The organism is Micromonospora sp. L31 (genome assembly GCF_052068075.1).
Lineage (GTDB): Bacteria > Actinomycetota > Actinomycetes > Mycobacteriales > Micromonosporaceae > Micromonospora > Micromonospora purpureochromogenes.
Genome location: NZ_JBQHDC010000002.1, coordinates 445,722 through 469,286 on the forward strand (window position 1 = coordinate 445,722; position 23,565 = coordinate 469,286).

General features: G+C 74.2%; 25 protein-coding genes. 15 read left to right on the forward strand and 10 right to left on the reverse strand.

Translation table 11 applies throughout. The features are described 5' to 3' along the window. Positions 1-17: 17 nt before the first annotated feature. Positions 18-710, reverse strand: a complete 693-nt coding sequence (locus ACTMS9_RS08650; protein ID WP_088961072.1) for a Crp/Fnr family transcriptional regulator — start codon at positions 708-710, stop codon at positions 18-20. Between the two features lie 283 nt (positions 711-993). Here ACTMS9_RS08650 and ACTMS9_RS08655 point away from each other — a divergent pair, with 283 nt between their 5' ends. The 5 genes from ACTMS9_RS08655 (at position 994) to ACTMS9_RS08675 (ending at position 4,608) form a co-directional block, all read left to right on the forward strand. Next, positions 994-1,491 (forward strand): polyadenylate-specific 3'-exoribonuclease AS, encoded by a 498-nt coding sequence (locus ACTMS9_RS08655; protein WP_441145289.1) that lies wholly within the window; start codon positions 994-996, stop codon positions 1,489-1,491. Between the two features lie 67 nt (positions 1,492-1,558). Next, the gene (locus ACTMS9_RS08660) at positions 1,559-2,062 is read left to right on the forward strand and encodes a pyridoxamine 5'-phosphate oxidase family protein (protein ID WP_441164627.1); all 504 of its coding nucleotides are present in this window, start codon (positions 1,559-1,561) and stop codon (positions 2,060-2,062) included. 179 nt (positions 2,063-2,241) lie between these two features. After that, a complete protein-coding gene (locus ACTMS9_RS08665; protein WP_357913608.1) occupies positions 2,242-3,270 on the forward strand; it encodes a 6-phosphofructokinase in 1,029 nt (342 codons plus the stop codon). A gap of 73 nt (positions 3,271-3,343) precedes the next feature. Continuing rightward, a complete protein-coding gene (proC, locus tag ACTMS9_RS08670) occupies positions 3,344-4,162 on the forward strand; it encodes a pyrroline-5-carboxylate reductase (RefSeq protein WP_441145285.1) in 819 nt (272 codons plus the stop codon). Between the two features lie 95 nt (positions 4,163-4,257). Then, positions 4,258-4,608: a DUF2203 domain-containing protein gene (locus ACTMS9_RS08675; protein ID WP_441145283.1), complete on the forward strand. Its 351-nt coding sequence runs from the start codon at positions 4,258-4,260 to the stop codon at positions 4,606-4,608. Positions 4,609-4,624: 16 nt separating this feature from the next. Here ACTMS9_RS08675 and ACTMS9_RS08680 read toward each other — a convergent pair whose 3' ends face one another. Both ACTMS9_RS08680 and ACTMS9_RS08685 read right to left on the reverse strand, forming a co-directional pair. After that, positions 4,625-5,305 carry a class F sortase gene (locus tag ACTMS9_RS08680; RefSeq protein WP_441145281.1) on the reverse strand — a complete coding sequence of 227 codons (681 nt, stop codon included), beginning with the start codon at positions 5,303-5,305 and terminating at the stop codon, positions 4,625-4,627. Beyond that, positions 5,302-6,165 (reverse strand): DUF4397 domain-containing protein, encoded by an 864-nt coding sequence (locus ACTMS9_RS08685; protein WP_441164628.1) that lies wholly within the window; start codon positions 6,163-6,165, stop codon positions 5,302-5,304. The genes ACTMS9_RS08680 and ACTMS9_RS08685 overlap by 4 nt, the downstream gene beginning before the upstream one ends. A gap of 149 nt (positions 6,166-6,314) precedes the next feature. Here ACTMS9_RS08685 and ACTMS9_RS08690 point away from each other — a divergent pair, with 149 nt between their 5' ends. Continuing rightward, entirely contained in the window at positions 6,315-6,797 is a 483-nt protein-coding gene (locus tag ACTMS9_RS08690; RefSeq protein ID WP_441145277.1) for a GNAT family N-acetyltransferase, read from the forward strand. A 9-nt stretch (positions 6,798-6,806) separates the two neighbouring features. Then, a complete protein-coding gene (locus ACTMS9_RS08695) occupies positions 6,807-7,031 on the forward strand; it encodes a GNAT family N-acetyltransferase (protein ID WP_441145275.1) in 225 nt (74 codons plus the stop codon). 140 nt (positions 7,032-7,171) lie between these two features. Here ACTMS9_RS08695 and ACTMS9_RS08700 read toward each other — a convergent pair whose 3' ends face one another. Then, complete coding sequence (locus ACTMS9_RS08700) at positions 7,172-7,858, reverse strand: NADPH-dependent F420 reductase (protein WP_441145273.1); 687 nt, start codon at positions 7,856-7,858, stop codon at positions 7,172-7,174. A 238-nt stretch (positions 7,859-8,096) separates the two neighbouring features. Here ACTMS9_RS08700 and ACTMS9_RS08705 point away from each other — a divergent pair, with 238 nt between their 5' ends. Beyond that, a complete protein-coding gene (locus ACTMS9_RS08705; RefSeq protein WP_441145271.1) occupies positions 8,097-8,900 on the forward strand; it encodes an SGNH/GDSL hydrolase family protein in 804 nt (267 codons plus the stop codon). 129 nt (positions 8,901-9,029) lie between these two features. On the opposite strand, the gene ACTMS9_RS08710 is transcribed toward ACTMS9_RS08705, so the two are convergent. After that, the gene (locus ACTMS9_RS08710; RefSeq protein WP_441145269.1) at positions 9,030-9,518 is read right to left on the reverse strand and encodes a glutathione peroxidase; all 489 of its coding nucleotides are present in this window, start codon (positions 9,516-9,518) and stop codon (positions 9,030-9,032) included. Positions 9,519-9,661: 143 nt separating this feature from the next. Here ACTMS9_RS08710 and ACTMS9_RS08715 point away from each other — a divergent pair, with 143 nt between their 5' ends. Then, complete coding sequence (locus tag ACTMS9_RS08715; RefSeq protein WP_441145267.1) at positions 9,662-11,290, forward strand: glycosyl hydrolase family 18 protein; 1,629 nt, start codon at positions 9,662-9,664, stop codon at positions 11,288-11,290. A gap of 68 nt (positions 11,291-11,358) precedes the next feature. Here ACTMS9_RS08715 and ACTMS9_RS08720 read toward each other — a convergent pair whose 3' ends face one another. Then, on the reverse strand, positions 11,359-12,333 hold the full coding sequence (locus ACTMS9_RS08720; protein WP_441164629.1) for a helix-turn-helix domain-containing protein: 975 nt from the start codon (positions 12,331-12,333) through the stop codon (positions 11,359-11,361). Between the two features lie 265 nt (positions 12,334-12,598). Here ACTMS9_RS08720 and ACTMS9_RS08725 point away from each other — a divergent pair, with 265 nt between their 5' ends. The 3 genes from ACTMS9_RS08725 to ACTMS9_RS08735 all read left to right on the forward strand — a co-directional run bounded on the left by ACTMS9_RS08725 (position 12,599) and on the right by ACTMS9_RS08735 (position 15,578). Continuing rightward, positions 12,599-13,081, forward strand: coding sequence for a hypothetical protein (locus tag ACTMS9_RS08725; protein ID WP_441145263.1), 483 nt, complete (start codon positions 12,599-12,601; stop codon positions 13,079-13,081). 69 nt (positions 13,082-13,150) lie between these two features. Further along, on the forward strand, positions 13,151-14,557 hold the full coding sequence (locus ACTMS9_RS08730) for a class II 3-deoxy-7-phosphoheptulonate synthase (protein ID WP_280838227.1): 1,407 nt from the start codon (positions 13,151-13,153) through the stop codon (positions 14,555-14,557). Next, complete coding sequence (locus ACTMS9_RS08735) at positions 14,550-15,578, forward strand: threonine aldolase family protein (protein WP_441145260.1); 1,029 nt, start codon at positions 14,550-14,552, stop codon at positions 15,576-15,578. The genes ACTMS9_RS08730 and ACTMS9_RS08735 overlap by 8 nt, the downstream gene beginning before the upstream one ends. A gap of 91 nt (positions 15,579-15,669) precedes the next feature. On the opposite strand, the gene ACTMS9_RS08740 is transcribed toward ACTMS9_RS08735, so the two are convergent. Both ACTMS9_RS08740 and pknB read right to left on the reverse strand, forming a co-directional pair. Continuing rightward, entirely contained in the window at positions 15,670-16,521 is an 852-nt protein-coding gene (locus ACTMS9_RS08740) for a deoxyribonuclease IV (protein WP_441145907.1), read from the reverse strand. 2 nt (positions 16,522-16,523) lie between these two features. Beyond that, a complete protein-coding gene (gene pknB, locus ACTMS9_RS08745) occupies positions 16,524-18,506 on the reverse strand; it encodes a Stk1 family PASTA domain-containing Ser/Thr kinase (protein WP_441164630.1) in 1,983 nt (660 codons plus the stop codon). Between the two features lie 143 nt (positions 18,507-18,649). Here pknB and ACTMS9_RS08750 point away from each other — a divergent pair, with 143 nt between their 5' ends. Then, entirely contained in the window at positions 18,650-19,039 is a 390-nt protein-coding gene (locus ACTMS9_RS08750; protein WP_441145256.1) for an Rv2175c family DNA-binding protein, read from the forward strand. A 109-nt stretch (positions 19,040-19,148) separates the two neighbouring features. Here ACTMS9_RS08750 and ACTMS9_RS08755 read toward each other — a convergent pair whose 3' ends face one another. Further along, complete coding sequence (locus ACTMS9_RS08755) at positions 19,149-20,231, reverse strand: polyprenyl synthetase family protein (RefSeq protein WP_441145254.1); 1,083 nt, start codon at positions 20,229-20,231, stop codon at positions 19,149-19,151. Between the two features lie 9 nt (positions 20,232-20,240). Beyond that, the gene (locus ACTMS9_RS08760; protein WP_441164631.1) at positions 20,241-21,635 is read right to left on the reverse strand and encodes a helix-turn-helix domain-containing protein; all 1,395 of its coding nucleotides are present in this window, start codon (positions 21,633-21,635) and stop codon (positions 20,241-20,243) included. A gap of 274 nt (positions 21,636-21,909) precedes the next feature. Here ACTMS9_RS08760 and metF point away from each other — a divergent pair, with 274 nt between their 5' ends. Together metF and ACTMS9_RS08770 are read left to right on the forward strand one after the other, a co-directional pair. Next, a complete protein-coding gene (metF, locus tag ACTMS9_RS08765; protein ID WP_441164632.1) occupies positions 21,910-22,827 on the forward strand; it encodes a methylenetetrahydrofolate reductase [NAD(P)H] in 918 nt (305 codons plus the stop codon). Between the two features lie 44 nt (positions 22,828-22,871). After that, a complete protein-coding gene (locus ACTMS9_RS08770; protein WP_441164633.1) occupies positions 22,872-23,561 on the forward strand; it encodes a CDP-alcohol phosphatidyltransferase family protein in 690 nt (229 codons plus the stop codon). Positions 23,562-23,565: the final 4 nt, after the last annotated feature.

The following is a 23,565-nucleotide window of genomic DNA, read 5'->3' on the forward strand; positions in this document are numbered from 1 at the left end:
CCGGCCGCGTCGCGCGGTCAGCGGTCGTTCATCCCGGCCCGGCGGCGCAGCGCGGACACGTCGGTGACGACGATCCGGCGACCCTCGGTCCGCAGCCAGCCCCGGCTGGCGAAGGAGCCGATCGCCTGGTTGACGCTCTGCCGGGAGCCGCCGGCCATCTCGGCGAGCTGGCTCTGGTTGAGCTCGATGGTGATCATCGGGGCCTGGCTCTCGCCGGCCAGCCGGACCAGGGTCTTGGCCACCCGGCCGGGCAGGTCCAGGAAGACATGGTCGGCGTTCTGCTCGGTCAGCCGGCGGATCAGGCCACCCAGCGAGCGCATCACCGCGTCCAGGATGCGCGGGTTGGAGTGCACCAGCTCCATGAAGGCGGGTCGGGACAGGGCCAGCGCGGCGCTGTCCTCGATCGCCTCGGCGGACGCCGAGCGGGTGGAGGCGTCCAGCAGCGAGACCTCGCCGAGCACGTCCGGCGGCCGGATCACCGACAGCACCGCCCGTTCGCCGGTCGGCGCGGTGCGGAACACCGCCACCGCCCCCCGGCGCAGCACGATCAGCGATTCGCCCGGGTCGTTCTCCACGAAGAGCAGCTGGCCCTTGCGGTACGTGCGCGGCACCGCCGCGGCGATCACCCGCTGCCGCACCTCCGGCTCCAGCCCGGCGAACATCTCCACGCCCGTGAGGGCGTCACCCGGCTCCGGCAGGCGCATCTCCACGGCCCAACCCCTCCCCGGTCAAGGACCACAACTCGCTCACCGGGTGAACCTGACGGCCCCTGAAGAGGTGAACTGACACCAATTCGGCGTCCGGTAGCGGTACACATCAGATCATGACGGTCCAGTCGCTTGCTGTACACCCCTCAAATCGTCTGCGTGACGCCGCCGGCCGGGGTCGGGGTGCCGGCTGAGGTGCGGTTTCGCCCCCGTGGCAAGGGTGGGGAGCCGGTCGGGAACGGACCCGGGCGGCGGAGGCCGCCGGGCGTACGCGAGGATTGACGCGATGGTCTACCGCTATTTCTACGACTGCGAATTCATCGAGGACGGCCAGATCGTCGACCTCGTGTCGATCGGTGTCGTCGACGAGTACGGCCGCGAGTTCTACGCGGTCTCCACCCAGTTCGACGACTCCCGCGCCGTGCCCTGGGTGCGCCGCAACGTGCTCGACAAGCTGCCGTCCCCGGCCGACCGCGCCTGGCGCTCGCGCGAGCGCATCCGCGACGACCTCTACGACTTCCTGCTGGAGCCGATCCGCGACCGCCCGGGCGAGCAGCTCGAACTCTGGGCCTGGTACGCCGCGTACGACCACGTGGTGCTGGCGCAGCTCTGGGGGGCGATGCCGGCGCTGCCCCGGGAGATCCCCCGCTTCACCAAGGAGCTGCGCCAGCTCTGGGACGACCGGGGTCGGCCGAAGCTGCCCGACGCCGACGCCGACCGGCACGACGCCCTGGTCGACGCCCGGCACAACCTGGCGCGGTGGCGGGCGATGACGGGCCGGTGAGGCCATGCGGGTTTGACCCGTTCTGTCCGGGGCACCGGTTCGACGAGCCGATGCGAGGGAGTTCACGATGAGTAGTGACCCGACCAGCGCCGCCGACGCCCGCCGCCGGGTGACCGAGCTGATCCGGCAGGCTCGGATCTGCATGCTGACCACCATCGGCGTGGACGGGCGGATGGTGAGCCGGCCGATGGGGTTGCAGGAGGCGGAGTTCGACGGCGACCTGTGGTTCTTCGCCTACGCGGACTCGCCGAAGGTGCGCCAGATCCGGGTCAACCCGGAGGTGAACGTCGCCTTCTCCGACCAGCGGCACGACGCCTGGGTGTCGGTCTCCGGCACCGCCCAGGAGAGCTACGACCGGGCGAAGGCCGAGCAGGTGTGGAACCCGTTGCTGAAGACCTGGTTCCCGGACGGCCTCGACACCCCCGGCCTGACGCTGATCAAGGTGCACGCCAACTCCGCCGAGTACTGGGACTCGCCGGGCGGCGCGGTGGTCAACCTGCTCGGGTTCGCCCGGGCGGCGGTGACCGGCAGGCCGCCGAAGGCGGGCGAGAACCACGAGGTCAGCTACTGACCGGTAGCCCGGTTCGGCGGGTGGGACGGGCCGGGGCGCGCTGTCGGCGGACACCCGCGCCGACTACAGTGCGCACTGACGGCCCGCCCCGGGCCGGCAATGGCGCCGATGGTCTGATCTGACACATATCCTGGGGCTTATCCGGGCTTCACCTGATGCTCCAGGAGGATGAGCAGATCATGCGTATCGGCGTGCTCACCGGCGGCGGCGACTGCCCAGGTCTCAACGCGGTCATTCGGGCGGTGGTCCGCAAGGGCGTCGCCACCTACGGTCACGAGTTCGTGGGCTTCCAGGACGGCTGGAAGGGCCCGCTGGAGGGCCTGTCCAGGCCGCTGGGCATCGCGGAGGTCCGCGGCATCCTGCCGCGCGGCGGCACCATCCTCGGCTCGTCCCGGACCAACCCGTTCAAGATCGAAAACGGGGTGGAGCGGATCAAGGAGAACCTCGCCGCGCAGGGCGTCGACGCCCTGATCGCGATCGGCGGCGAGGACACCCTCGGCGTGGCCACCAAGCTGCACGAGCTGGGCGTCAACGTGATCGGCGTGCCGAAGACCATCGACAACGACCTCGGCGCCACCGACTACACCTTCGGCTTCGACACCGCGGTCAACATCGCGATGGAGGCCATTGACCGGCTGCACACCACCGCCGAGAGCCACCACCGCACCCTGGTGGTCGAGGTGATGGGCCGGCACGCCGGCTGGATCGCCCTGCACGCCGGCCTCGCCGGCGGCGCCAACGTGATCCTGCTGCCGGAGCGGCAGTTCGACGTCGACCAGGTCGCCGGGTACGTCGAGAAGCGCTTCCAGCACCAGTACGCCCCGATCGTGGTGGTCGCCGAGGGCGCCCAGCCGCTGGACGGCCAGATGGTGCTGCACAACCAGGAGCTCGACTCGTTCGGGCACGTCCGCCTCGGCGGCATCGGCCAGTGGCTCGCCGAGCAGCTGGAGGCGAAGACCGGCAAGGAGGCCCGCACCGTCGTGCTCGGCCACATCCAGCGTGGCGGCACCCCGACCGCCTTCGACCGGGTGCTCGCCACCCGGCTCGGCCTGCAGGCGATCGACGCGGTGCACGAGGGCGACTGGGGCAAGATGGTCGCGATGCAGAGCACCGACATCGTCCGGGTGCCGCTGGCCGAGGCCACCCGCGAGCTGAAGACCGTGCCGCTGGAGCGGTACGCCGAGGCCGAGGTCTTCTTCGGCAGCTGATCGACCGGTACCGGCGGCGCGGCGGATCACCCGCCGCGCCGCCGGCCACCGTGACGGAAGGGGTACCACAGCGATGGCAGCGGGCAGGCACACGGTCGCCGTGATCGGCGCCGGCAAGATCGGCGAGCTGATGCTCTCCGGGCTGCTGCGCTCCGGCTGGCCGGTGGAACGGCTGCTGGCCACCGCCCGACGTCCGGCGCGCGCCGAGGAGCTGACCGCCCGGTACGGCGTACGGGTGGTCGACAACCTCACCGCGGTCGAGGAGGCGGCGGTGCTGGCGATCTCGGTCAAGCCGCAGGACGCGGCGACCCTGCTGGAGGAGATCGGTCCCAAGGTCCCGCCGGACAAGCTGGTCATCTCCCTCTGCGCCGGCCTGCCCACCGGCTTCTTCGCCCGCCGGCTGCCCGACGGCACCCCGGTGGTCCGGGTGATGACGAATACGCCGGCCCTGGTCGACCAGGCGATGACCGCCATCTCGGCCGGCGCGCACGCCACCGGCGCGCACCTGGAGCTGGCCGAGGAGATGTTCACCCCGCTCGGCGCCACCATCCGGGTGCCCGAGTCCCAGCAGGACGCGGTCACCGCGCTCTCCGGCTCCGGTCCCGCGTACTTCTACCTGCTGGTCGAGGCCATGATCGACGCGGGCATCCTGCTCGGCCTGCCCCGGCAGGTGGCGCACGAGCTGATCGTGCAGACCGCGATCGGCTCGGCGGTGATGCTGCGCGACTCCGGGGAGCACCCGGTGAAGCTGCGCGAGGCGGTCACCTCACCGGCCGGCACCACCATCTCCGCCATCCGTGAGCTGGAGAACCACGGCGTCCGCGCGGCCATGCTGGCGGCGCTGGAGGCGGCCCGCGACCGGGCCCGCGAGCTGGCCGCCCAGGCCGACTGAGCCCCGCCGGCGGGCGGCCGGGGCACACCCGTTCCGGGGTGGTCCGAGCGCGGGCTCGTCCGGTCGAGGACGTCCCGGTGGCCCATACTTGCCGGGTGTTCACTCTCGCCCAGGCCCGGCACCTGGTGGCCACCCTGCGCCCCCGCGTCGACGAGCTGATCCGGCTCCGCGCCGACCTCGCCGAACTCCGCGCCGACCTGGCGGCCTCGGGGGTCTCGGCCCTCGGCGGCCGAGCCGAGATCAAGGGGCTGGAGGCCCGGCTGCACACCGTGCTGGAGGAGCTGAACTCGCACGACATCCAGGTCAAGGGCATCGCCCCGGTGCTGCTGGACTTCCCCGGCGAACGCGACGGCCGGCCGGTGCTGTGGTGCTGGTTGGAGGGGGACACCGACGTGCGCTGGTACCACCGCGCCGAGTGCGGCTTCGCCGGCCGCCGACCGGTCTGACGCACCGCCCGGACGCTCAGTCGGCCGCCGAGCGGGGGAGCGGGTCGGCCGACGGCTCGGCGACCGCGAAGACCACCACGTTGTCCCGGTAGTGGCCGGTGCGCCGGTCGAAGGCACCGCCGCAGGTGACCAGGCGCAGCTCCGGGCCGGGGGTGGGGCCGTACACGGTGGCGGTGGGGAAGGCGTCCTTGCGGGTGCGCAGCGATCCGGTGACCCGGAAGGCCAGCCGTTGCCCGCCGCGCCAGACCTCGATCCGGTCGCCCGCGCGCAGCTCACCGAGGCGGGCGAAGACGGCCGGTCCCCGGCGGGAGTCGAGGTGACCGGCGATCACCGCCGGCCCCGGGTCGCCGGGCGCGGGGCCACCGCCGTACCAGCCGGCCCGGTCGTGGTCGGCCGGCGGGACCAGTTGGCCGGCCGCGTCCAGCCCGAGCACCGCGAGGTCGGCGTCGACGCCGATCCGCGCGACGCGTACCCGGGTGGGGGGACCGTGCGGCGCGGGCAGCGGCGCGGCGGTCGTCGCGCAACCGTCGGCGCAGCCCGGCCGCCAGCTCGCCGGTGGCACCGGCGCGGCCTCGCCGGCCAGCCCGACGCCGGTGCCGGCGGCGAGGCAGACCGCCGCGCCGGCCGCGACCAGCGCGGCCAGCGGCGCCCGGCGGTCGCGGTGCCGCCGGATCGTGAAGCCGGGCCGGCTGGTCACCAGACCGGTCGCCGCCGGCGCCGCACCAGCAGCGCCGCCCCGACCACCACGGCCGCCGCGAGCAGGGCGCCGGCCACCATCGGGTACGCCCCGAGCCCGCGCCCGGCCAGCCCACCGGCTCCCGCCGGCACCCCGCCGGCCGGGGTGACCGCCCCGCCCCGGGCGTCCTCGCGCAGCTCGGTGGCGAGTCCACCGCGCCGGCCGTCCAGCACCAGCAGCGAGTAGACCCGGCCGCCGGTCAGGGTGACCTCGGCGTCCGTGGTCGGGCCGTTGTCCCCGCCCAGCCGCAGCCGCCAGCGTCCCGGCTCGACCTCGCGGTAGTCGGTGGTGGTGGCGAAGCGGACCGCGTCGGCGATGGCCGGCCCGTCGGTCGCCGCGACGTCGATCACCGGCGCCCGGACCGACGCCTGCACGACGCGGACCTTCGCCTGCCCGGGGGCCGGGGCGCTGAGGTCGTCGGCGAGCACCCGCAGGCCGAGGTCGGCGTGCCGGCCCACCCCGGCGACCGTGTACGCCGCATCGGCCTCGACGGCCACCTCGGTGGTGAGCACCGGTGGTTGGCTGGCCGGGGCGCCCGCCTCGCGCATCGCCACCGCGTACCGGCCGGCGGGCAGGGTCAGGTACTCGGAGACCACGCCATAGCCGACGGCGGGGAAGACCTGGGGCTCGGCCGCGCCCGGCGCGGAGAGGTAGACGTCCACGGCGGGGGTGTCGGGGGAGAGGTGCGCGAGGCGTACGTATCCGACGTCCTGCGGGGCGGCGGCCCGGGCGGGCGGGGCGGCGGCGGTCAGCGCGGCGCCGAGCAGCAGCGCCCCGGCGGCGGCGACCAGCCGGCGGGGCGCGGTACGGAGCTGGGGCATACGTCGCCTCCGAGGCGTGTCAGGGGGACCGGTCATAGAGTCTCGTTTGCGGGACTGCGGCGCAACTGTCAACGCGCGTGTCGTCGCCGTTCCCGACCAGCGGAATCACCTGCCACGCCCGGCCGCCGGGGGTGCGGTACCGTCCGGTCATGATCAAGGTGCGGCGGGCCGGACCCGGTGACGCGGCGGAGATCGTCCGGCTGCGTGGGGTGATGCTGGCGTCGATGCAGGGGGCGGAGCCGCCGCCCGGGCCGTGGCAGCCGGCCGCCCGGGAGGTGCTGCGCGAGCGGCTCGCCGACCCGGCGGACCTGATGGCCGTCTTCGTGGTGGACGCCCCCGACCGGCCCGGCGTGCTCGCCGCCTGCGCGACCGGCACCATCGAGCGTCGCCTGGGCGGGCCGGGCAACCCCAGTGGACTGACCGGGTACGTCTTCAACGTGGTCACCGACCCGGGGTACCGGCGGCGCGGCTACTCCCGGGCGTGCATGTCGGGCCTGCTCGACTGGTACCGGGATCGCGGCGTACTGAAGATCGACCTGCGGGCGTCGGTGCCCGGCGAGGCGCTCTACCGCTCGCTCGGCTTCCGGGACACCCCCGGCCCCACCCTGCGCCTGAGCCTGCCCGCGTCCTGAGGAGTCGCCGTGTTCGCCCTGCCGTTGACCGGTTCCGCCGGGGCGGTGGGCGAGCGGGGCATCCAGCGGGTGGAGTGGCGCACCAACGCCACCAACACGCGCAGCATCGCCGTGGCCCGGCGGCTCGGCATGCGCCGGGACGGCACGCTGCGGCAGCTCTACCCGGGTCCGGCTGGTCGGATCGACCTCGAGGTCTGGTCGGTGCTCGCCGACGAGTGGAGCTCGCCGGCCTGACGCCGGCCCGTCCGCTCGGCGTCCCGACCGGCCGGGTCTGCTCCGGCTGAGGCCCCGGGCCGCCGGAACGCCGCGACGGGGGCCGGCCCGCAGCGGTGGCGGTGCCGGACCGGCACCGCCACCGGATGGAGCGTCGCCGCTCAGCTGTCGGCGTAGCGGCGGGCGGCGGCCAGCGCGGCCCGGACCTGCTCCGCGTTCCTCGCGGCGGGCCGCTCCCAGTCGGCCGGGTCGGCGGAGTAGAGGGCGGCGTACGCGGCGGTGTCCCGCTGGAACCGCCAGCCCTCGGCCAGCGGCCCGACGTCGACGGTGTCGTACCCGAGCGAGTCGAGGAACGCCGTCACCGCGGCCTTGGCGCCGGCGTCGTCGCCGGCGATCGGCAGCGCGCTGCGGTCGGCGGCCCCGGCCGGGCGGGCCAGGGCGTGCAGGTGCGCGAAGTAGATGTTGTTGAAGGCCTTGACCACGCTGGACTTCGGCAGGTGCGCCTGGAGCAGCTCACTGGTGGTGGTCGACTCGTCGTCCAGCTCCGGGAAGTGCCCGTCCCGCTCCGGGTAGTAGTTATTGGTGTCGATGACCGTCTTGCCGGCCAACGGCGCGGCGGGCACCTCGCGGTAGGCCCGCAGCGGAATGGTGACCACGACCAGGTCCCCCGCCGCGGCGGCCTCGGCCGGCGTGCCCGCCCGGGCCCGCGGGCCCAGCTCCGCCACCAGGTCCTGCAGCGTCTCCGGTCCGCGCGAGTTGCTGAGCACCACGTCGTGACCGGCGGCCACCGCCAGCCGGGCCACGGTGCCACCGATGTTGCCGCTGCCGATCAGTCCCACAGTTGTCATGTCCGTTGCCAACTCCGGTGTGGACGTCGGCATTCCCCACCGCCGTGCTTGGTTATTCGGCCGGCGGCGCGCACGGATCGTCCCGTGGAGGAATCCTTCATCGTCGATCGCATCACTGGCAATGGTTTGTATCGCTAAGGATCTATCTTCACCTGCCGCGCAATCGGTGATCTTCCGACCCGCACCGATCAATTGATATCTATCTCACACCACCACTTCCCACCCCCAGGAGTGCGACGTGCGGAGATCCCGTTTCGTGACCCTCGCCCTGAGCCTCGCCGCGTCCCTCGGCGTCACGCTCGGCATCGCGGTGCCCGCCCAGGCATCCCCCAGCGACCAGTACGTCGCCCTCGGCGACTCGTACGCCTCCGGCGTCGGCGCCGGGAACTACACCGCCGAGAGCGGTTCCTGTCAGCGCAGCACCAGCGCGTACCCGGCGCTGTACAACACCAACATCAGGCCCGCCTCGTACCGCTCGGTGGCCTGCTCCGGGGCGACCACCACCAGCGTGACCAACACCCAGCTCTCCGCGCTCTCGGCGAGCACCACGCTGGTCAGCATCACGGTCGGCGGCAACGACGTCGGCTTCTCCAGCATCATGACCACCTGCGTGCTGCAGGGTGAGACGCAGTGCGTGGCCGCGGTGCAGGCCGCCGAGGACAAGGCCCGGGCGCAGCTGGCCGGCCTGCTGGCAGGCGTCTACAACGGCATCCGCAGCCGGGCCCCGTCCGCCCGGGTGGTGGTCGTCGGCTACCCGGTCTTCTACCAGCTCGGCACGTTCTGCGTCGGGCTCAGCGCCACCTCCCGCGCGAAGATCAACGAAGGCATCAACCTGGTCGACGACATCACCCGCAGCGCCGCGGCCGCCGCCGGCTTCACCTTCGCCGACGTCCGCTCGATCTTCGTCGGGCACCAGCTGTGCAGCTACGGGGAGAAGTGGCTGCACGCGTTGAACTACGCCAACATCGGCATCTCGTACCACCCGACGGCGGCCGGCCAGTCCGGCGGCTACTACCCGGTGTTCCGCTCGGCGGCCGGCTGACGCGCCACCGCCGCTCCCAGCGGCGCCGCGCCGCCCACTGACCGGTGGGCGGCACGGTCGCGCCTTCGTCCGGTGTGACGCCGCGCCCCGGCCCGCACTGGCCGGGCGGGCGGTGGTTCAGGCGGCGGCTCAGGCCGGCAGGACCTTCTCGATGCCGGCGCGCAGCTCGGCGGAGTCCGGGGTGACGGTCGGGGCGAACCGGGCCGCGACCGTGCCGTCCGGCGCGACGAGGAACTTCTCGAAGTTCCACCGCACGTCCCCGGTGTGCCCCTCGCCGTCGGGGGTGCCGACCAGTTCCGCGTAGAGCGGGTGCCGCGCCGGGCCGTTGACGTCGACCTTCTCGGTCAGCGGGAAGGTGACCCCGTAGTTGACCTGGCAGAAGTCCTCAATCTCGTCGGCCGTGCCCGGCTCCTGCCCGGCGAACTGGTTGCACGGCACCCCGAGCACCACCAGGCCCCGGTCGGCGTACGTGGTGTAGAGCTCCTGGAGGCCGGCGTACTGCGGGGTGAGGCCGCAGCGGGAGGCCACGTTCACCACCAGCAGCGCCCGGCCCCGGTACGCGGCCAGGTCGGCCGGGCCGCCGGCCAGGGCGTCGATCTCGATGTTGAAGACGGTCATGTCGCGAGGCTACGCGTCCCGGCCGACGCGCCACCGCGACCCACGGGGAAATCGATAAATGCACATCTTGACGAAGTGATGACAGCGTGAGTAGCGTCTCCCCATCTTCTGGAAAGTTTCCTAACTGTTGGAGGAGGTGCCACATGAACAGATCGCTCCGCCGCGCCCTCTGGGCCGGCGCCGTGGTCGCGCTGACCGTCGCTGCGGTGCCGGTGACCTCGGCGTTCGGCGCCGGTAGCGTGACCGCCACGTTCGCCAAGGCGCAGGACTGGGGGACCGGCCACGAGACCCGCGTGACCGTCGCCAACGGCTCCAGCGCCAGCGTCGACACCTGGCGCATCGAGTTCGACCTGCCGTCGGGCACCACCATCAGCAGCTTCTGGGACGCCGACGTCACCAGCAGCGGCAACCACTACGTCGCGGTCAAGAAGAGCTGGGCCGGCCCGCTCGGCCCCGGCGCCAGCTTCAGCTGGGGCTACAACGGCACCGGGGCGTTCAAGGCGCCGCTGAACTGCACCGTCAACGGCGCGCCGTGCGGCGGCGGCAGCACCCCGCCGCCGACCACCACCGCGCCGCCGACCACCACCCCGCCCACCACGACCCCGCCGACCACGCCGCCGCCCACCACGCCCCCGCCCACCACCCCGCCGCCGACCGGGGACAAGAAGGTCGTCGGGTACTTCGCCGAGTGGGGCGTCTACGGCCGCAACTACCACGTCAAGAACATCCACACCAGCGGGTCCGCGGCCAAGCTGACCCACATCCTGTACGCCTTCGGCAACACCACCGGAGGGCGCTGCACCATCGGTGACAGCTACGCCGACTACGACAAGGCGTACACCGCGGCCGACAGTGTGGACGGTGTCGCGGACACCTGGGACCAGCCGCTGCGCGGCAGCTTCAACCAGCTGCGCAAGCTCAAGAAGATGTACCCGCACCTGAAGGTGATCTGGTCCTTCGGCGGGTGGACCTGGTCGGGTGGCTTCACCCAGGCCGCGCAGAACCCCGCCGCCTTCGCCGACAGCTGCTACAACCTGGTCGAGGACCCGCGCTGGGCGGACGTCTTCGACGGCATCGACGTCGACTGGGAGTACCCGAACGCCTGCGGCCTGACCTGTGACTCCAGCGGCCCGAACGCCTTCAGGAACGTGGTCAGCGCGCTGCGGTCGAAGTTCGGCTCGTCGGCCCTGGTCACCGCCGCGATCACCGCGGACGGCAGCAACGGCGGCAAGATCGACGCCACCGACTACGCCGGGGCCTCGTCGTACCTCAACTGGATCATGCCGATGACCTACGACTACTTCGGCGCCTTCAACCCGCAGGGCCCCACCGCCCCGCACTCGCCGCTGACGTCGTACACCGGCATCCCGCAGCAGGGCTTCTGGTCCGACGCCGCGATCCAGAAGCTCAAGGCCAAGGGCATCCCGGCCAGCAAGCTGCTGCTCGGCATCGGCTTCTACGGCCGGGGCTGGACCGGGGTCACCCAGACCGCTCCGGGCGGCACCGCCACCGGCCCCGCCCCGGGCACCTACGAGCAGGGCATCGATGACTACAAGGTCCTCAAGAACACGTGCCCGGCCACCGGCACCATCGCCGGCACGGCGTACGCCAAGTGTGGCAGCAACTGGTGGAGCTACGACACCCCGTCCACCATCGGCGGCAAGATGACCTACGCGAAGAACCAGGGCCTCGGTGGCGCCTTCTTCTGGGAGCTCTCCGGTGACACCGGCAACGGCGAGCTGATCGGCGCCATCAAGGGCGGTCTCGGCTGAGCCGAGCGCCGACGCACCACCCACACGGCGGGGAGGGACACCCACGGTCCCTCCCCGCCCCCGTGCGCTCACCGTCGGGCGGCCCGCTCCCGGTGCTCGCCCGGCGACATGCCGTACCGGGCGCGGAAGGCCCGGCTGAAGTGGGCCCGGTCGCGGAACCCGCAGCGCGCGGCCACCTCGTGCACGGCCAGGCCGCCCAGCCGGGGATCGGCCAGGTCGCGCCGGCAGCGCTCCAGACGGCGAGCGCGGATCAGGCCGGCCACCGTGGTGCCGGTGCCCTCGAAGAGCCGGTGCAGCGACCGCAGCGACAGGTGGTGCGCCGCGGCCACCGCGGCCGGGGTCAGCTCCGGGTCGGCCAGGTGCCGCTGCACGAACGCCTCGATCCGGGTACGCAGCCCGGTGACCCGGACGTCCAGCGGCAGGGCGCGTTCGTCGTCGAGTCGGCCGGCCAGGGTGCCGGCGATCAGCGCCAGGGCGACCTGGTCGAGGTGGGCGGCGTCGGTCGGCGCGTACTGCTCGGGGTGGTCGGCGACCTGACGCAGGAAGCGGGCCAGCAGCAGCCCCATCCCGCTGCCGGCGGGCAGCTCGGCGGCGAGCAGCTCCTCGATCCGGTGCGCCGGGAGCGGCAGTGCTGCGTGGGGCACCAGCGCGGTCAGCGTGCGCAGCGGACCGGCGGCCGTCCCGTCGGCCCGGTGCGACGACCCGTGCGGGCGGACGGTGTCGACGAAGGCGAAGCTGGACGGGGCGAGCGGCGCCTGACGCCGCTGCTGCGACATCGCGCCGTGCCCGGACAGCGGCAGGGCCAGCTGGTACAGCTCCGGATCCGTGCTGCGGATCATCCGGCGCGTCCGGCGCAGCTCCAGCGACGGGTACCGCCACACCCCGAGCCGGACCACGCCCAGGTCGACCACCCGAGCCGAGGCGGTGAAGTCGGCGGCGTGGTCACTGCTGATCCGGGCCGGCGCCGACTCCCGGGCGACCAGGTCCTGCCAGAAGTCGAACCGCTCGGCCGGTGGCAGCCACCCGGTGTCGACCGACGCCACGGAAAGGATGGGTGGTCACCTCCTGCCACGGCGACGCGCCCGGGCGCGTCGACCACCGCAGACTAGCCAGCCTCCGTCGGGTGCGCGCGGCGACGGTGCCCCGGCCGGCCGCCGGGGGCCGTCGTCGGGTATCCGTCACCCCTTTTCGATCGTGCGGGTTGTCGGCTGGAGAGCGGCGGGGCCATGACGGCGTGCCATGCAGGTCGGTCGATGTGACAGACTCGCCGCTCGGCATCTCTCGATGTCCGCAGCGAGGGGAGGACCCATGCGCCCGAGGCACCGCGCCGCCGGCGTCGCCGCGCTGGCACTGCTGCCGCTGTCCCTGCTCGGCTGCGGGATCGGCGGCGACGACGACGCGGGCGACGGCCCCGCGGTCGGGCGTGCCCCCGCCGAGGAGGCGGCCACCAAGTCCCGCGAGCGGGTGCAGGCCTACCTCGACGCGATGGCCGCCAAGGACGTCGCGGCCGGCCGCAGCCAGCTCTGCGCGCCGATGCAGCAGGCCTTCGACGCGGCGGCCACCGGCCCGAACGGGGACTTCGCCGACCACTTCGAGGTGCCCAAGGCGGCCATCACCGACGTGCGCTCCGGCCCGCGCGGGCAGGAGGTCAGCGCCTCGGTGACCGTTTCGGTCGGCGCCCGGGACGTGCCCCGGTCGCTGCTGTTCACGGTCACCCGCAGCGGCGCCGACTGGTGCATCTCCGGCGAAGCGCCCGGCGGGCACACCCCGGAGCCGTCGGTCAACCCCTGACCCTCCCATCTGCCGGAACCGTCCCCCTCGACGGCCGGTCACCCCGACCGTCGCCGTACGCTTTCCCTCATGCGCCATGAGTGGCATCAGCTGAGCTACCCCGCCGTGAGCAGCCCCGGGCTGCAGACCAGCCGACCCACCGTCGACTCCGCCGAGGACGCGGCCCTCGGCCTGGACCGCTGGCGGGACCTGCCCCGGGAACAGACCCCGCCCTGGCCCGACCCGGCGCAGGTGGCCGAGGTCTGCAAGGTGCTCGACGTCGTACCCTCGGTGGTCGCGCCCTACGAGGTCGACCAGCTCCGGCAGCGCCTCGCGCTGGTCTGCGAGGGCAAGGCGTTCCTGCTCCAGGGCGGCGACTGCGCCGAGACCTTCGCCGACAACACCGAGAGCCACCTGCTGGCCAACGCCCGCACCCTGCTCCAGATGGCGATCGTGCTGACCTACGGCGCCTCGCTGCCGGTGGTCAAGGTCGCCCGGGTCGCCGGCCAGTACACCAAGCCCCGATCCCTGCCGACCGACGCCCGTGGGCTGCCCGCGTACCGCGGGGACATGATCAACGCGCTGGAGGCCACGCCGGAGGCGCGGATCGCCGACCCGCAGCGCATGATCCGGGCGTACGCGAACTCGGCCGCCGCGATGAACATGCTCCGCGCGTACCTGGCCGGCGGGCTGGCCGACCTGCACGCCGTGCACGACTGGAACAAGGGCTTCGTCAAGAACTCGCCGGCCGGCGAGCGCTACGAGGCGATCGCCCGGGAGATCGACCGGGCGCTGGCCTTCATCCGCGCCTGCGGGATGACCGAGGACGAGGCGCTGCGTACCGTCACCCTCTACTGCTCCCACGAGGCCCTGGCCCTGGAGTACGACCGGGCGCTCACCCGGGTCTCCGACCGCCGGGCGTACGGGCTGTCCGGGCACTTCCTCTGGATCGGCGAGCGGACCCGGCAGCTCGACGGGGCGCACATCGACTTCATCTCCCGGATCGCCAATCCGATCGGCGTCAAGCTCGGCCCGACCACCACGCCGGACGAGGCCATCGAGCTCTGCGAGAAGCTCAACCCGGACAACGTCCCCGGCCGGCTCACCCTGATCAGCCGGATGGGCAACCACAAGGTCCGCGACGCGCTGCCGCCGATCGTGGCCAAGGTGACCGCCGCCGGCGCCAAGGTCGTCTGGCAGTGCGACCCGATGCACGGCAACACCCACGAGTCGTCCAACGGCTACAAGACCCGACACTTCGACCGGATCGTCGACGAGGTGCTCGGCTACTTCGAGGTGCACCGCGGCCTGGAGACCCACCCGGGCGGCCTGCACGTGGAGCTGACCGGCGAGGACGTCACCGAGTGCCTCGGCGGCGCCCAGGGCATCGAGGACCTCGACCTGCCCGATCGGTACGAAACCGCCTGCGACCCGCGACTGAACACCCAGCAGTCGCTGGAGCTGGCCTTCCTGGTGGCGGAGATGCTGCGTGGCTGAGTTCATCGACCTGCGGTCCGACACGGTGACCCGGCCCACCGCCGGGATGCGGGAGGCGATGGCCACCGCCGAGGTCGGCGACGACGTCTACGGCGAGGACCCGACAGTCGCCGCGCTGGAGGCCGAGGTCGCCGCGCTCTTCGGGCACGAGGCGGCGCTGTTCGCCCCGACCGGCTCGATGGCCAACCAGATCGCCCTCCAGCTCGTCGTGCCCCCCGGTGACGAGCTGCTCTGCGACGCCGACGCGCACGTCGTCACGTACGAGATCGGCGCCGCCGCCGCGTACGGCGGGATCTCCTCGCGGACCTGGCCGGCGGTCGGCGCGGACATCGACCCGGACGTGGTCGCCGGCATGGTGCGGCCCGACGGGTACTTCGCGGTGCCCACCCGGGCGATCGCCGTCGAGCAGACCCACAACCGGGGCGGCGGCGGGGTGATCCCGCTGACCACCCTGCGCGAGCTGCGCCGGGTCGCCGACGACCACGGGCTGGCGCTGCACTGCGACGGGGCCCGGATCTGGCACGCGCACGTCGCCGACGGGGTGCCGCTGGCCGAGTACGGCACGCTCTTCGACACGCTGTCGGTCTGCCTGTCCAAGGGCCTCGGCGCCCCGGTCGGCTCGCTGGTGCTGGGCAGCGCCGAGAAGATCGACCGGGCCCGGTTCATCCGCAAGCGGATGGGCGGCGGCATGCGGCAGGTCGGCGTCCTCGCCGCCGCCGGCCGGTACGCGCTGGCCCACCACGTCACCCGGCTCGCCGAGGACCACGCCAAGGCCGCCCGGCTGGCCGAGGCGGTCGCCCCGTTCGGGGTGCTCACCGCGCCGGTCCGGACCAACCTGGTCCCGCTGGACCTGACCAAGCACCCGCTGGACGCGAAGGCCCTGGCCACCGCCGCCCGTGCCGAGGGCCTGCTGGTCTCGGTGCTCGGCCCGCGCACCGCTCGCCTGGTCACCCACATGGACGTCGACGACGCCGGGATCGACCGCGCGGTGGAGATCCTCACCCGCCTGCTGCGCGCCTGACCCACCTCCGCACCCGAGCCCCGCGCCGACCCGGCCCGGGGCTCGGCCGCGTTCGCCCGCCCGAGCGGGGCCGCGGGGCCGCGGGGGTGGGTCAGGGGTGGAGGCGTTTGAGGGTGGCGATGTCGGCGGCGTGGCCCTCGTGCTTCTCGGTGGGGGTCTCCACCACCACGGGGACGCCGGCGGTGGCCGGGTGGGCCATCAGTTCGGCGAACGCGGGCTCGCCGATGCTGCCCTTGCCGATGTTCTCGTGCCGGTCCCGGGTGGAACCGCACAGGTCCTTGGAGTCGTTGGCGTGCACCAGCCGCAGCCGGTCCGCCCCGACGGTCGCCACCAGGGTGTCCAGGGTCGCCGTCATGCCGCCCTCGGCGGCCAGGTCGTGCCCGGCGGCCCAGGCGTGGCAGGTGTCGAAGCAGACCCCGAGCCCGGGGTGCCGGTCCACCGCGTCCAGGTAGGGGCCCAGCTGCTCGACCCGCGAGGCCAGCGAGCGGCCCCCGCCCGCGCTCGGCTCGACCAGCAGCATCGGCCCGCCCGCGGCCGCCGCCTCGTCCAGCAACGGCAGCAGCGTCTCGCGGACCTGCCGCATGGCGGCCTCGGCGTGCCCCGCGTCGACCGCGCTGCCCGCGTGGAACACCACGCCCCGGGCGCCGATCGCCCGGCCCCGGCGCAGCGCGTGCGCCAGGGTCTCCGCCGACCGCTGGACCGTCGCCGGCGTCGGGGAGCCGAGGTTCACCAGCAGTGAGGCGTGGATGAAGACCGGGACGTCCCGCTCGGCGCAGCCGTCCCGGAACAGCGCGTCCTGGGCCGGGTCGCCGGCCGGCAGCGCCCAGCCGCGCGAGTTGGAGACGTAGACCTGCACCACCTCGGAGCCGGCCGCGTCGACGTACGGCAGGGCCGCCCGGGCCAGTCCGCCCGAGGTGGGGGTGTGCGAGCCGACGGGTCGCATGGTCACAGGCACCCGATGGTGACCGGCGTGGCCGGCGGCACCGGGGAGTTCTCGGGCGGGTTCTGGAACCGGACGATTCCGTTCGGGTTGAACTGCACGGTCACCGGGAAGCCCTGGCTCTCCAGCTGCTGCTTGGCCTGCGGGCACGGCAGGTCGACCACCCGGGGCATGATCACCTGGGCCGGACCCTTGCTGACCTCGAGCCGGACCTGGGCGCCCTTCTCGACTCCGGCGCCGTTGGCCGGGCTCTGCCCGAGGATCTCGTCCTTCGGCTTGTCCGAGTCCTTGTACGTCTCCACCGGCACCAAGCCGAGCTGGGCCAGCGCCGCCCGCGCCTCGTTGACGTTCTTGCCGAGCAGGTTCGGCACCGAGATCGGCGCCCGGCCCTTGCTCAGGATGAGGGTGATCTTCGTGCCCGGCTTCACCTCGGCGCCGACCTTCGGGTTGGTCTCCAGCACCACCCCGGCCGGCAGATTGTCGTCGTAGCGGGGGGTGCCCTTGGCCACCAGCAGCTTCGCGCTGGTCAGATCCACCTCGGCGAGCTCGAACTCCTTGCCCACCACGTCCGGCACCGGGAACCGCTCCGGGCCCAGCGACAGGGTGAGCGTGATGGTGCCACCCTTGAGGATCTTGGCGGCCGAGACCGGATCCTGCGCCACGACGCTGTCCCGGGGGGTCTTCTCGTCGTAGCGGGGCTCGGCGTAGACCAGGGTGAAACCGGCCCGGTCCGCCTGCGCCTGCGCCTCGGCCTTGCTCAGGCTCACCAGTTCCGGGGCGACCGTGTAGCGCCCCACCCCGACCCACCAGCCGCCCAGCGCGGCGAGCAGGCCGAGCGCCACCACCGCGGCGGCGACCGAGAGCCGGCCGCGTGGGCTGCCCATCAGGCGGGTGCGCAGCGCCGCGAACCGGGCCCCGAGGTCCGACTCCGGGGCGGCCCGACGGCGGTGCGGCCGCTGCTGGCCCCCCTCGGGCAGCCGTGCCCAGGCGGGCCGCTGGACCGGGTGGACCGCCGCCACGACCATGGTCGGCTGCGCCACCGCCGAGGTCTCGTCGCCCACCGGGCGCAGCACGGCGGTGTGCGTGTTCGGGTTGCCCAGGTCGTCCCGGGCCACCTGCACCTCGGCCAGCAGGGCGCCGGCGTCGGTCGGGCGGGCGCCGGGGTCGCGCCGGGTGGCCCGCGCCACCAGGTCGTCGAGTGCCTTGGGCAGCGCGGGTACCAGGGTCGACGGGGCCGGTACGTCCCGGTCGACGTGCTGCCAGGCGACGTCCACCGGCCGGTCCCCGTCGTACGGGACCCGCCCGGTGAGCATCTCGAACAGCACGATGCCGGCCGAGTAGACGTCGGTGCGCGGATCGGCGTGCCCGTCGGTGACCAGCTCCGGCGCCACGTACGCGACGGTCGCCATGAGCTGGTTGCCGTTCTCCTCCTCGGCGCTGGCCTCGACCGCGCGGGCCAGGCCGAAGTCGGCGACCTTCACCACGCTGTCGACGAGGTTCGCCACGCCGCCGGTGGGCGCCTCGGCGACCAGCACGTTCTCCGGCTTCACGTCCCGGTGGACCAGCCCGGCCCGGTGCGCGGCGGCGATCGCGGCGAGCATCTGCTCCATGATCGCCAGCGCCTCGTCCGGGTTGAGGCGGCGCCGTTCGGCCAGCACGTCGCGCAGGGTGCGGCCCCGGACGTACTCCATCACCAGGTACGGCAGCCCGCCGTGGGTGCCCTGGTCGTAGACCGCCACCACGTTCGGGTGGGTCAACCGGGCGATCGTCTTCGCCTCGTCGGTGAACCGCGCCATGAACCCGGCCGTCCGGCCGCGGGCCTCCGGCGCCTGGGTCGGGTGAATGATCTTGACCGCCACGGTGCGCTCCAGGCGCTCGTCGGTGGCGGTGTACACGGTCGCCATCCCGCCGCGCGCGACGCGCCCGCGAATGCGGTAACGCCCGTCGAGCAGCGAGCCCAGCAACGTGTCGGCGACCTGTGTGTCCATCGGCAGGCAGTCTATGTGTCCGGAGGGTGAAGGTTGAACAGGATGCTACAGCCGGGACACGATCCGGTCCGTCCCGCCGTGCTGTCGCAGGCCACCCGGGGTGCCGTTGCGCCCGGGTCGGGGCGACGTGGCAGGGTGGTCGGGTGACCGATTCCGTACCCGCCGACCAGGCTTCCGGCGCCGCTCTCGCCGGCCCGTCCGACCCGGCCGCCTGGCTGACCCTGCCCGAGGTGGCCGAGCGCCTCGAGCTGTCGATCAGCAAGGTCCACCAGATGATCCGTGACCGGGAGTTGATCGCCGTCCGCCGCGACGGCGTCCGCCGGATTCCCGTCGACCTGGTGGCGAACAAGACGGCGCTCAAGCACCTGCCCGGCGTGCTGAACCTGCTGGCCGACGCCGGCTACGACGACGAGGCCGCCCTGCGCTGGCTCTACGAGCCCGACGACACCCTCTCCGGCGGCACCGCCGCGGCCACCCTCGGCGGCGACCACGCCCGCGAGGTCAAACGCCGCGCCCAGGCCCTCGGCTTCTGACCCTCCCCGGGTCCCAACGCCCCGTTGATCATGAAGTTGTTGCCGCCGGCACCGGTGTGTCGGGGCGACAACTTCATGATCAACTCTGGCAAGGGGAGGGGGCAGGGGGTCAGTCGGCGCGGCGGGTGGCGGCGATGGCGAGGTCGACCAGGGCCTGGCGGGCCTCGGTGTCGAGGTCGACCGTGGTCAGCGCGGCCAGCGCGGCGTCGGTGAGGGTGACGATCCGCTGCTCGGTACGGGCCAGCGCGCCGCTGGCGCTGATCAGCTCCCGCAGCCGCGTCACTCCGGCCTCGTCCAGCCCAGGATCGCCCAACTGGCCGAGCAGCAGCTCCCGACCGGCGTCGTCGGTCGCCTCCACGGCCGCCGCCACCAGGTAGGTGCGCTTGCCCTCGCGCAGGTCGTCGCCGGCCGGCTTACCCGTCTGCGCCGGGTCACCGAAGACCCCCAGCACGTCGTCGCGGAGCTGGAACGCCTCGCCCAGCGGCAGCCCGTACGCCGAGTACGCCGCCCGTACGTCCGCCGACGCCTCGGCCAGCGCGGCGCCGAGCAGCAGCGGCCGCTCGACCGTGTACTTGGCCGACTTGTACCGGGCGACCTTGCCGGCCCGCTCCAGCGAGGTGTCCCCGGTGACCTGGGTCAGCACGTCCAGGTACTGCCCGACGGTGACCTCGGTGCGCATCTCGTCGAAGACCGGCCGGGCCCGGGCCACCGTCCGCGGATCCAGGCCGGCGGAGTGCAGCAGTTCGTCCGACCAGACCAGGCAGAGGTCGCCGAGGAGGATCGCCGCCGCGTCGCCGAACCCGTCCGGGTCGCCGCCCCAGCCGGCCGCCCGGTGCCGGGCGGCGAACCGCCGGTGCACCGCCGGCTCGCCGCGACGGGTGTCGGAGCGGTCCATCAGGTCGTCGTGGATCAGGGCGCTGGCCTGCACGAACTCCAACGCCGCCAGCGCGGTCACCACGTGGTCGGAGTCGACCCCGCCAGCGCCCCGGTACCCCCAGTAGCCGAACGCCGGGCGCAGCCGCTTGCCGCCGCCCAGCACGAACGCCTCGATCGCCTCGGCGACGGGCACCAGCGCGTCGTCGACGCCGGTCATCCAGGTGCGCTGGTTGGCCAGGAACTCGGCCAGGGCCTTGTCGACGCGCTGACGCAGACCGGCGCGGTCGACGGGGGAGACGGGAGCAGCGTGGGTCACGTACCGACGCTAGCCGGTCGGGGTTGGCCGCGTCCCCCCACCGGGCCGGCGCGTCGCGCCCGCCACGCCCGCCGTGCCGCCCCGCCGCCCGGGCGCGGGCGGTCGGGAGGGGGCGGTGACCGGGCCGCGGGGCAGGAAGCCGCGGGCGTCGGCGAGCAGCGCGGCGTAGCGGCGTACCGCCGGCTCGGTGCGGTGCGCGGCCAGCCGCCGCTCCAGCTCGACCAGCGGGGTCGCGGCCCGCGCCGACCCGGCGCGGACCGCGTCCAGCAGCGCGGCCCCGGCCACCGCGCAGGCCTGCTCCACCTCGCCGAGCTGGAGCAGGCCGCGGGCCAGCCAGCCGCCGTAGACCGCCGTCCGGCGGGGCCGGCCACCGCGCCGGGCGGCGCGCAGCAGCGGCAGGGCCGGCCGGGGTCGGCCGAGCGCGACCAGGGCGCGGCCCGTCATCGCCGCCAGCTCGGTGTCGTCGAGCCAGTAGAGCCAGGCCGGCTCGGCACCCGGCTCGACCGCGCCGGCCGTCCGCCGCGCCGCGTCCAGGGCCTGCCGGGCGGCCCGGGCCCGCCCGCCCAGCGCGGCCGCCAGCGCCACCCGGTGCAGCAGCAGCGCCCGCAGCCCCGGACCGGCCGACCGCCGGGCCCCCGCGTACGCGGTGCGGGCCAGCAACAGCGCGCCCTCCGGGTCGCCGGCCCCGGCCAGCAGATGGCTGGCCGACCCGAGCACGTGCCCGGCGAGCGCCGGGTCACCGGCCGCCGCGGCGGCCCGCAGGCCGAGCCGGTAGGCGTCGAGCCCGGCGGTGGGGTCGCCGGCGTCGGCGTGCAGCCACCCGGCGAGCTGGGCCGTCTCGGCCAGCACCGGCAGCAGCCGCCGCCGCTCGGCCGGACCCGCCCCGGCCAGCGCCCGGGCCGCCCGCCGCAGCCGGTACGCCGCGGCCAGCGCCAGGTCGGCGCCGCCGGTGAGGTCGTCGAGCCGGCGCAGCTCGGCCAGCTCGCCGGGGCCGGCCGGCCCGCCCGGGTCGGACCGGCCGGGTGCGCCCGCCGGGGCGGACCGGTGCGCCGCCGGCGCGACCAGCAGCGGAGCGTACGGGTCGGCCACCCAGCGTTGGGCCAGCGCGAGCAGGGCCGACCGGGACCGGGACCCGCCCGCGCCCACCGGGCCGTGGTGCCGGCTGCGCCCGGCGGCCTCGACCAGCAGCCCGGCCGGCGCGTCGAGCACGAGGGCGAGCCGGCGCAGCCAGCGGTCGCCCGGCACCCGGGCCTGGCGCTCCCAGCGGGAGATCTCGTGCCGGGTCACGGTGGCCGCGCCGGAGGCGGCGCAGAGCTCGGCGGCGAGCCGCTGCTGACTCCAGCCGCGGGCCAGCCGCAGCTGGGCGATCAGCGGCCCGAGCAGGCGCGGGTCGGGCGGGGTCATCGGTCCTCCGGTCGGGCGTCGGCGCGGCGACGCCGGCCGCCCCGCGGGACGGGACGGCGCGCCGTCGGTCGGTGCTGACCCCCGCGCGTGCCCCCGGGCGCCGGCCCCGACCGGCGCCACCCGCGCTGGCCCCTGTCTACCCCGGGGGTACGACGTCGCGTCGGACCCGCCGTGCGTCGCCGTACCGAGCGGCCCGCCGGCATTCGGAGACCGTCGTCGATACCGCGATGGGAAGATCGTGGGTCGGCGGGCCGCCGCCCGCTAGAGTCGGGTCGTGGCGCTCGGTCTTCCCTCCGTCCTCCCCAATCCCCAGCCGGCGATCGGGGAGCTGATCCGTGAGCGCCAGCCGACCTTCTCCTTCGAGTTCTTCCCGCCCAAGACGCCCGAGGGCGAGCGGCTGCTCTGGCAGGCCATCCGGGAGCTGGAATCATTGCGTCCCTCGTTCGTGTCCATCACCTACGGCGCGGGCGGGTCGACCCGGGACACCACGGTGGCGGTGACCGAGCGGATCGCCACCGAGACCACCCTGCTGCCGATGGCCCACCTGACCGCGGTCAACCACTCGGTCGCCGAGCTGCGCAACGTCATCGGCCGGCTGGCCGGCGTCGGGGTGCGCAACGTGCTCGCCGTGCGCGGCGACCCGCCCGGCGACCCGGGCGGCGAATGGGTCCGCCACCCCGAGGGCGTGCTCTACGCCGAGGAACTGGTCCGGCTGGTCCGCGACGCCGGGGACTTCAGCGTCGGCGTGGCCGCCTTCCCGTACAAGCACCCGCGCTCGACGGACGTGGCCAGCGACACCGCCCACTTCGTCCGCAAGTGCCGGGCCGGCGCCGAGTTCGCGATCACCCAGATGTTCTTCGACGCCGACGACTACCTGCGGCTGCGGGACCGGGTCGCCGCCGCCGGCTGCGACACCCCGATCCTGGCCGGCGTGATGCCGGTGACCCAGATCGGCACCATCGAGCGGTCCGTGCAGCTGTCCGGGGCGCCGTTCCCGCCCGCCCTCGCCGAGCGCTTCGAGCGGGTGGCCGACGACCCGGAGGCGGTGCGTCGGCTCGGCATCGAGCAGGCCAGCGAGATGTGCGCCAGGCTGCTGGACGAGGGGGTGCCGGGGATCCACTTCATCACCCTCAACCGGTCCACCGCCACCCGGGAGGTCTGGCGCAGTCTCCAGGCCGGCGCCCGGGTGTGAACGCGGGCACCCCGCCACCTGAACCACGCCACGACGGTTGACCGATGGTGGGCACACAGCTGAAGTGGGACGACTACGCCACCGCCTGGGCACGGTTGCACGGCGGTTTCGACCCGCGTGCCGCCGCGCCGGTGGTCCGGGCCTGGCTGCGCTTCGCCTACCACGTGGGATACATCCTGGGCCGGCTCCGGATCACCCCGACCGCGGTGACCGTCGCCGGTGTGCTGCTCTGCCTCTGCGTGCCGCTGTTCTCCGTACGGTCGGTCAACGGGCCGATCGTGGGCGCGCTGTTCGTGCTGCTCGCCTCGGTGGCGGACAGCGTCGACGGGGCGGTGGCGGTGGCCACCAACCGGACCACCCGCCTCGGCTACGTCTACGACTCGCTCGCCGACCGGCTCGGTGAGGTCGCCTGGCTGGCCGCGTTCTGGCTGGTCGGCGCGCCGGGCGCGCTGGTGGTCGCCGGCGGCGCGCTGTCCTGGCTGCACGAGTACGTGCGGGCCCGCGCGGTCGCCGCCGGGATGCGCGACATCGGCGCGGTGACCGTGGGGGAGCGCCCGACCCGGGTCTGCGTGGCCCTGGTGGGGCTGCTGCTGGCCGGCCTGACCGGCCTGATCGACCCGGATCTGGCCGCCGGCACCATCGCCATGGCCACCGCGGTCTGGGTGCTGCTGGCCGGGTTCGGCCTGGGGCAGCTGCTGTCGACCGTGCGCCGCGCCCTGGTCGACGCCGGCTGACGGC

Coding starts and splice junctions, on each gene's coding strand:
- ACTMS9_RS08685 (WP_441164628.1), bottom strand. CDS start 6,165: ATGCCCCAGCTCCGTACCGCGCCCCGCCGGCTGGTCGCCGCCGCCGGG.
- ACTMS9_RS08760 (WP_441164631.1), bottom strand. CDS start 21,635: ATGACCCCGCCCGACCCGCGCCTGCTCGGGCCGCTGATCGCCCAGCTG.
- ACTMS9_RS08730 (WP_280838227.1), top strand. CDS start 13,151: ATGCGCCATGAGTGGCATCAGCTGAGCTACCCCGCCGTGAGCAGCCCC.
- ACTMS9_RS08725 (WP_441145263.1), top strand. CDS start 12,599: ATGCGCCCGAGGCACCGCGCCGCCGGCGTCGCCGCGCTGGCACTGCTG.
- ACTMS9_RS08660 (WP_441164627.1), top strand. CDS start 1,559: ATGAGTAGTGACCCGACCAGCGCCGCCGACGCCCGCCGCCGGGTGACC.
- ACTMS9_RS08740 (WP_441145907.1), bottom strand. CDS start 16,521: ATGCGACCCGTCGGCTCGCACACCCCCACCTCGGGCGGACTGGCCCGG.
- ACTMS9_RS08710 (WP_441145269.1), bottom strand. CDS start 9,518: ATGACCGTCTTCAACATCGAGATCGACGCCCTGGCCGGCGGCCCGGCC.
- ACTMS9_RS08655 (WP_441145289.1), top strand. CDS start 994: ATGGTCTACCGCTATTTCTACGACTGCGAATTCATCGAGGACGGCCAG.
- proC (WP_441145285.1), top strand. CDS start 3,344: ATGGCAGCGGGCAGGCACACGGTCGCCGTGATCGGCGCCGGCAAGATC.
- ACTMS9_RS08715 (WP_441145267.1), top strand. CDS start 9,662: ATGAACAGATCGCTCCGCCGCGCCCTCTGGGCCGGCGCCGTGGTCGCG.
- ACTMS9_RS08770 (WP_441164633.1), top strand. CDS start 22,872: ATGGTGGGCACACAGCTGAAGTGGGACGACTACGCCACCGCCTGGGCA.
- ACTMS9_RS08665 (WP_357913608.1), top strand. CDS start 2,242: ATGCGTATCGGCGTGCTCACCGGCGGCGGCGACTGCCCAGGTCTCAAC.
- pknB (WP_441164630.1), bottom strand. CDS start 18,506: ATGGACACACAGGTCGCCGACACGTTGCTGGGCTCGCTGCTCGACGGG.
- ACTMS9_RS08690 (WP_441145277.1), top strand. CDS start 6,315: ATGATCAAGGTGCGGCGGGCCGGACCCGGTGACGCGGCGGAGATCGTC.
- ACTMS9_RS08700 (WP_441145273.1), bottom strand. CDS start 7,858: ATGACAACTGTGGGACTGATCGGCAGCGGCAACATCGGTGGCACCGTG.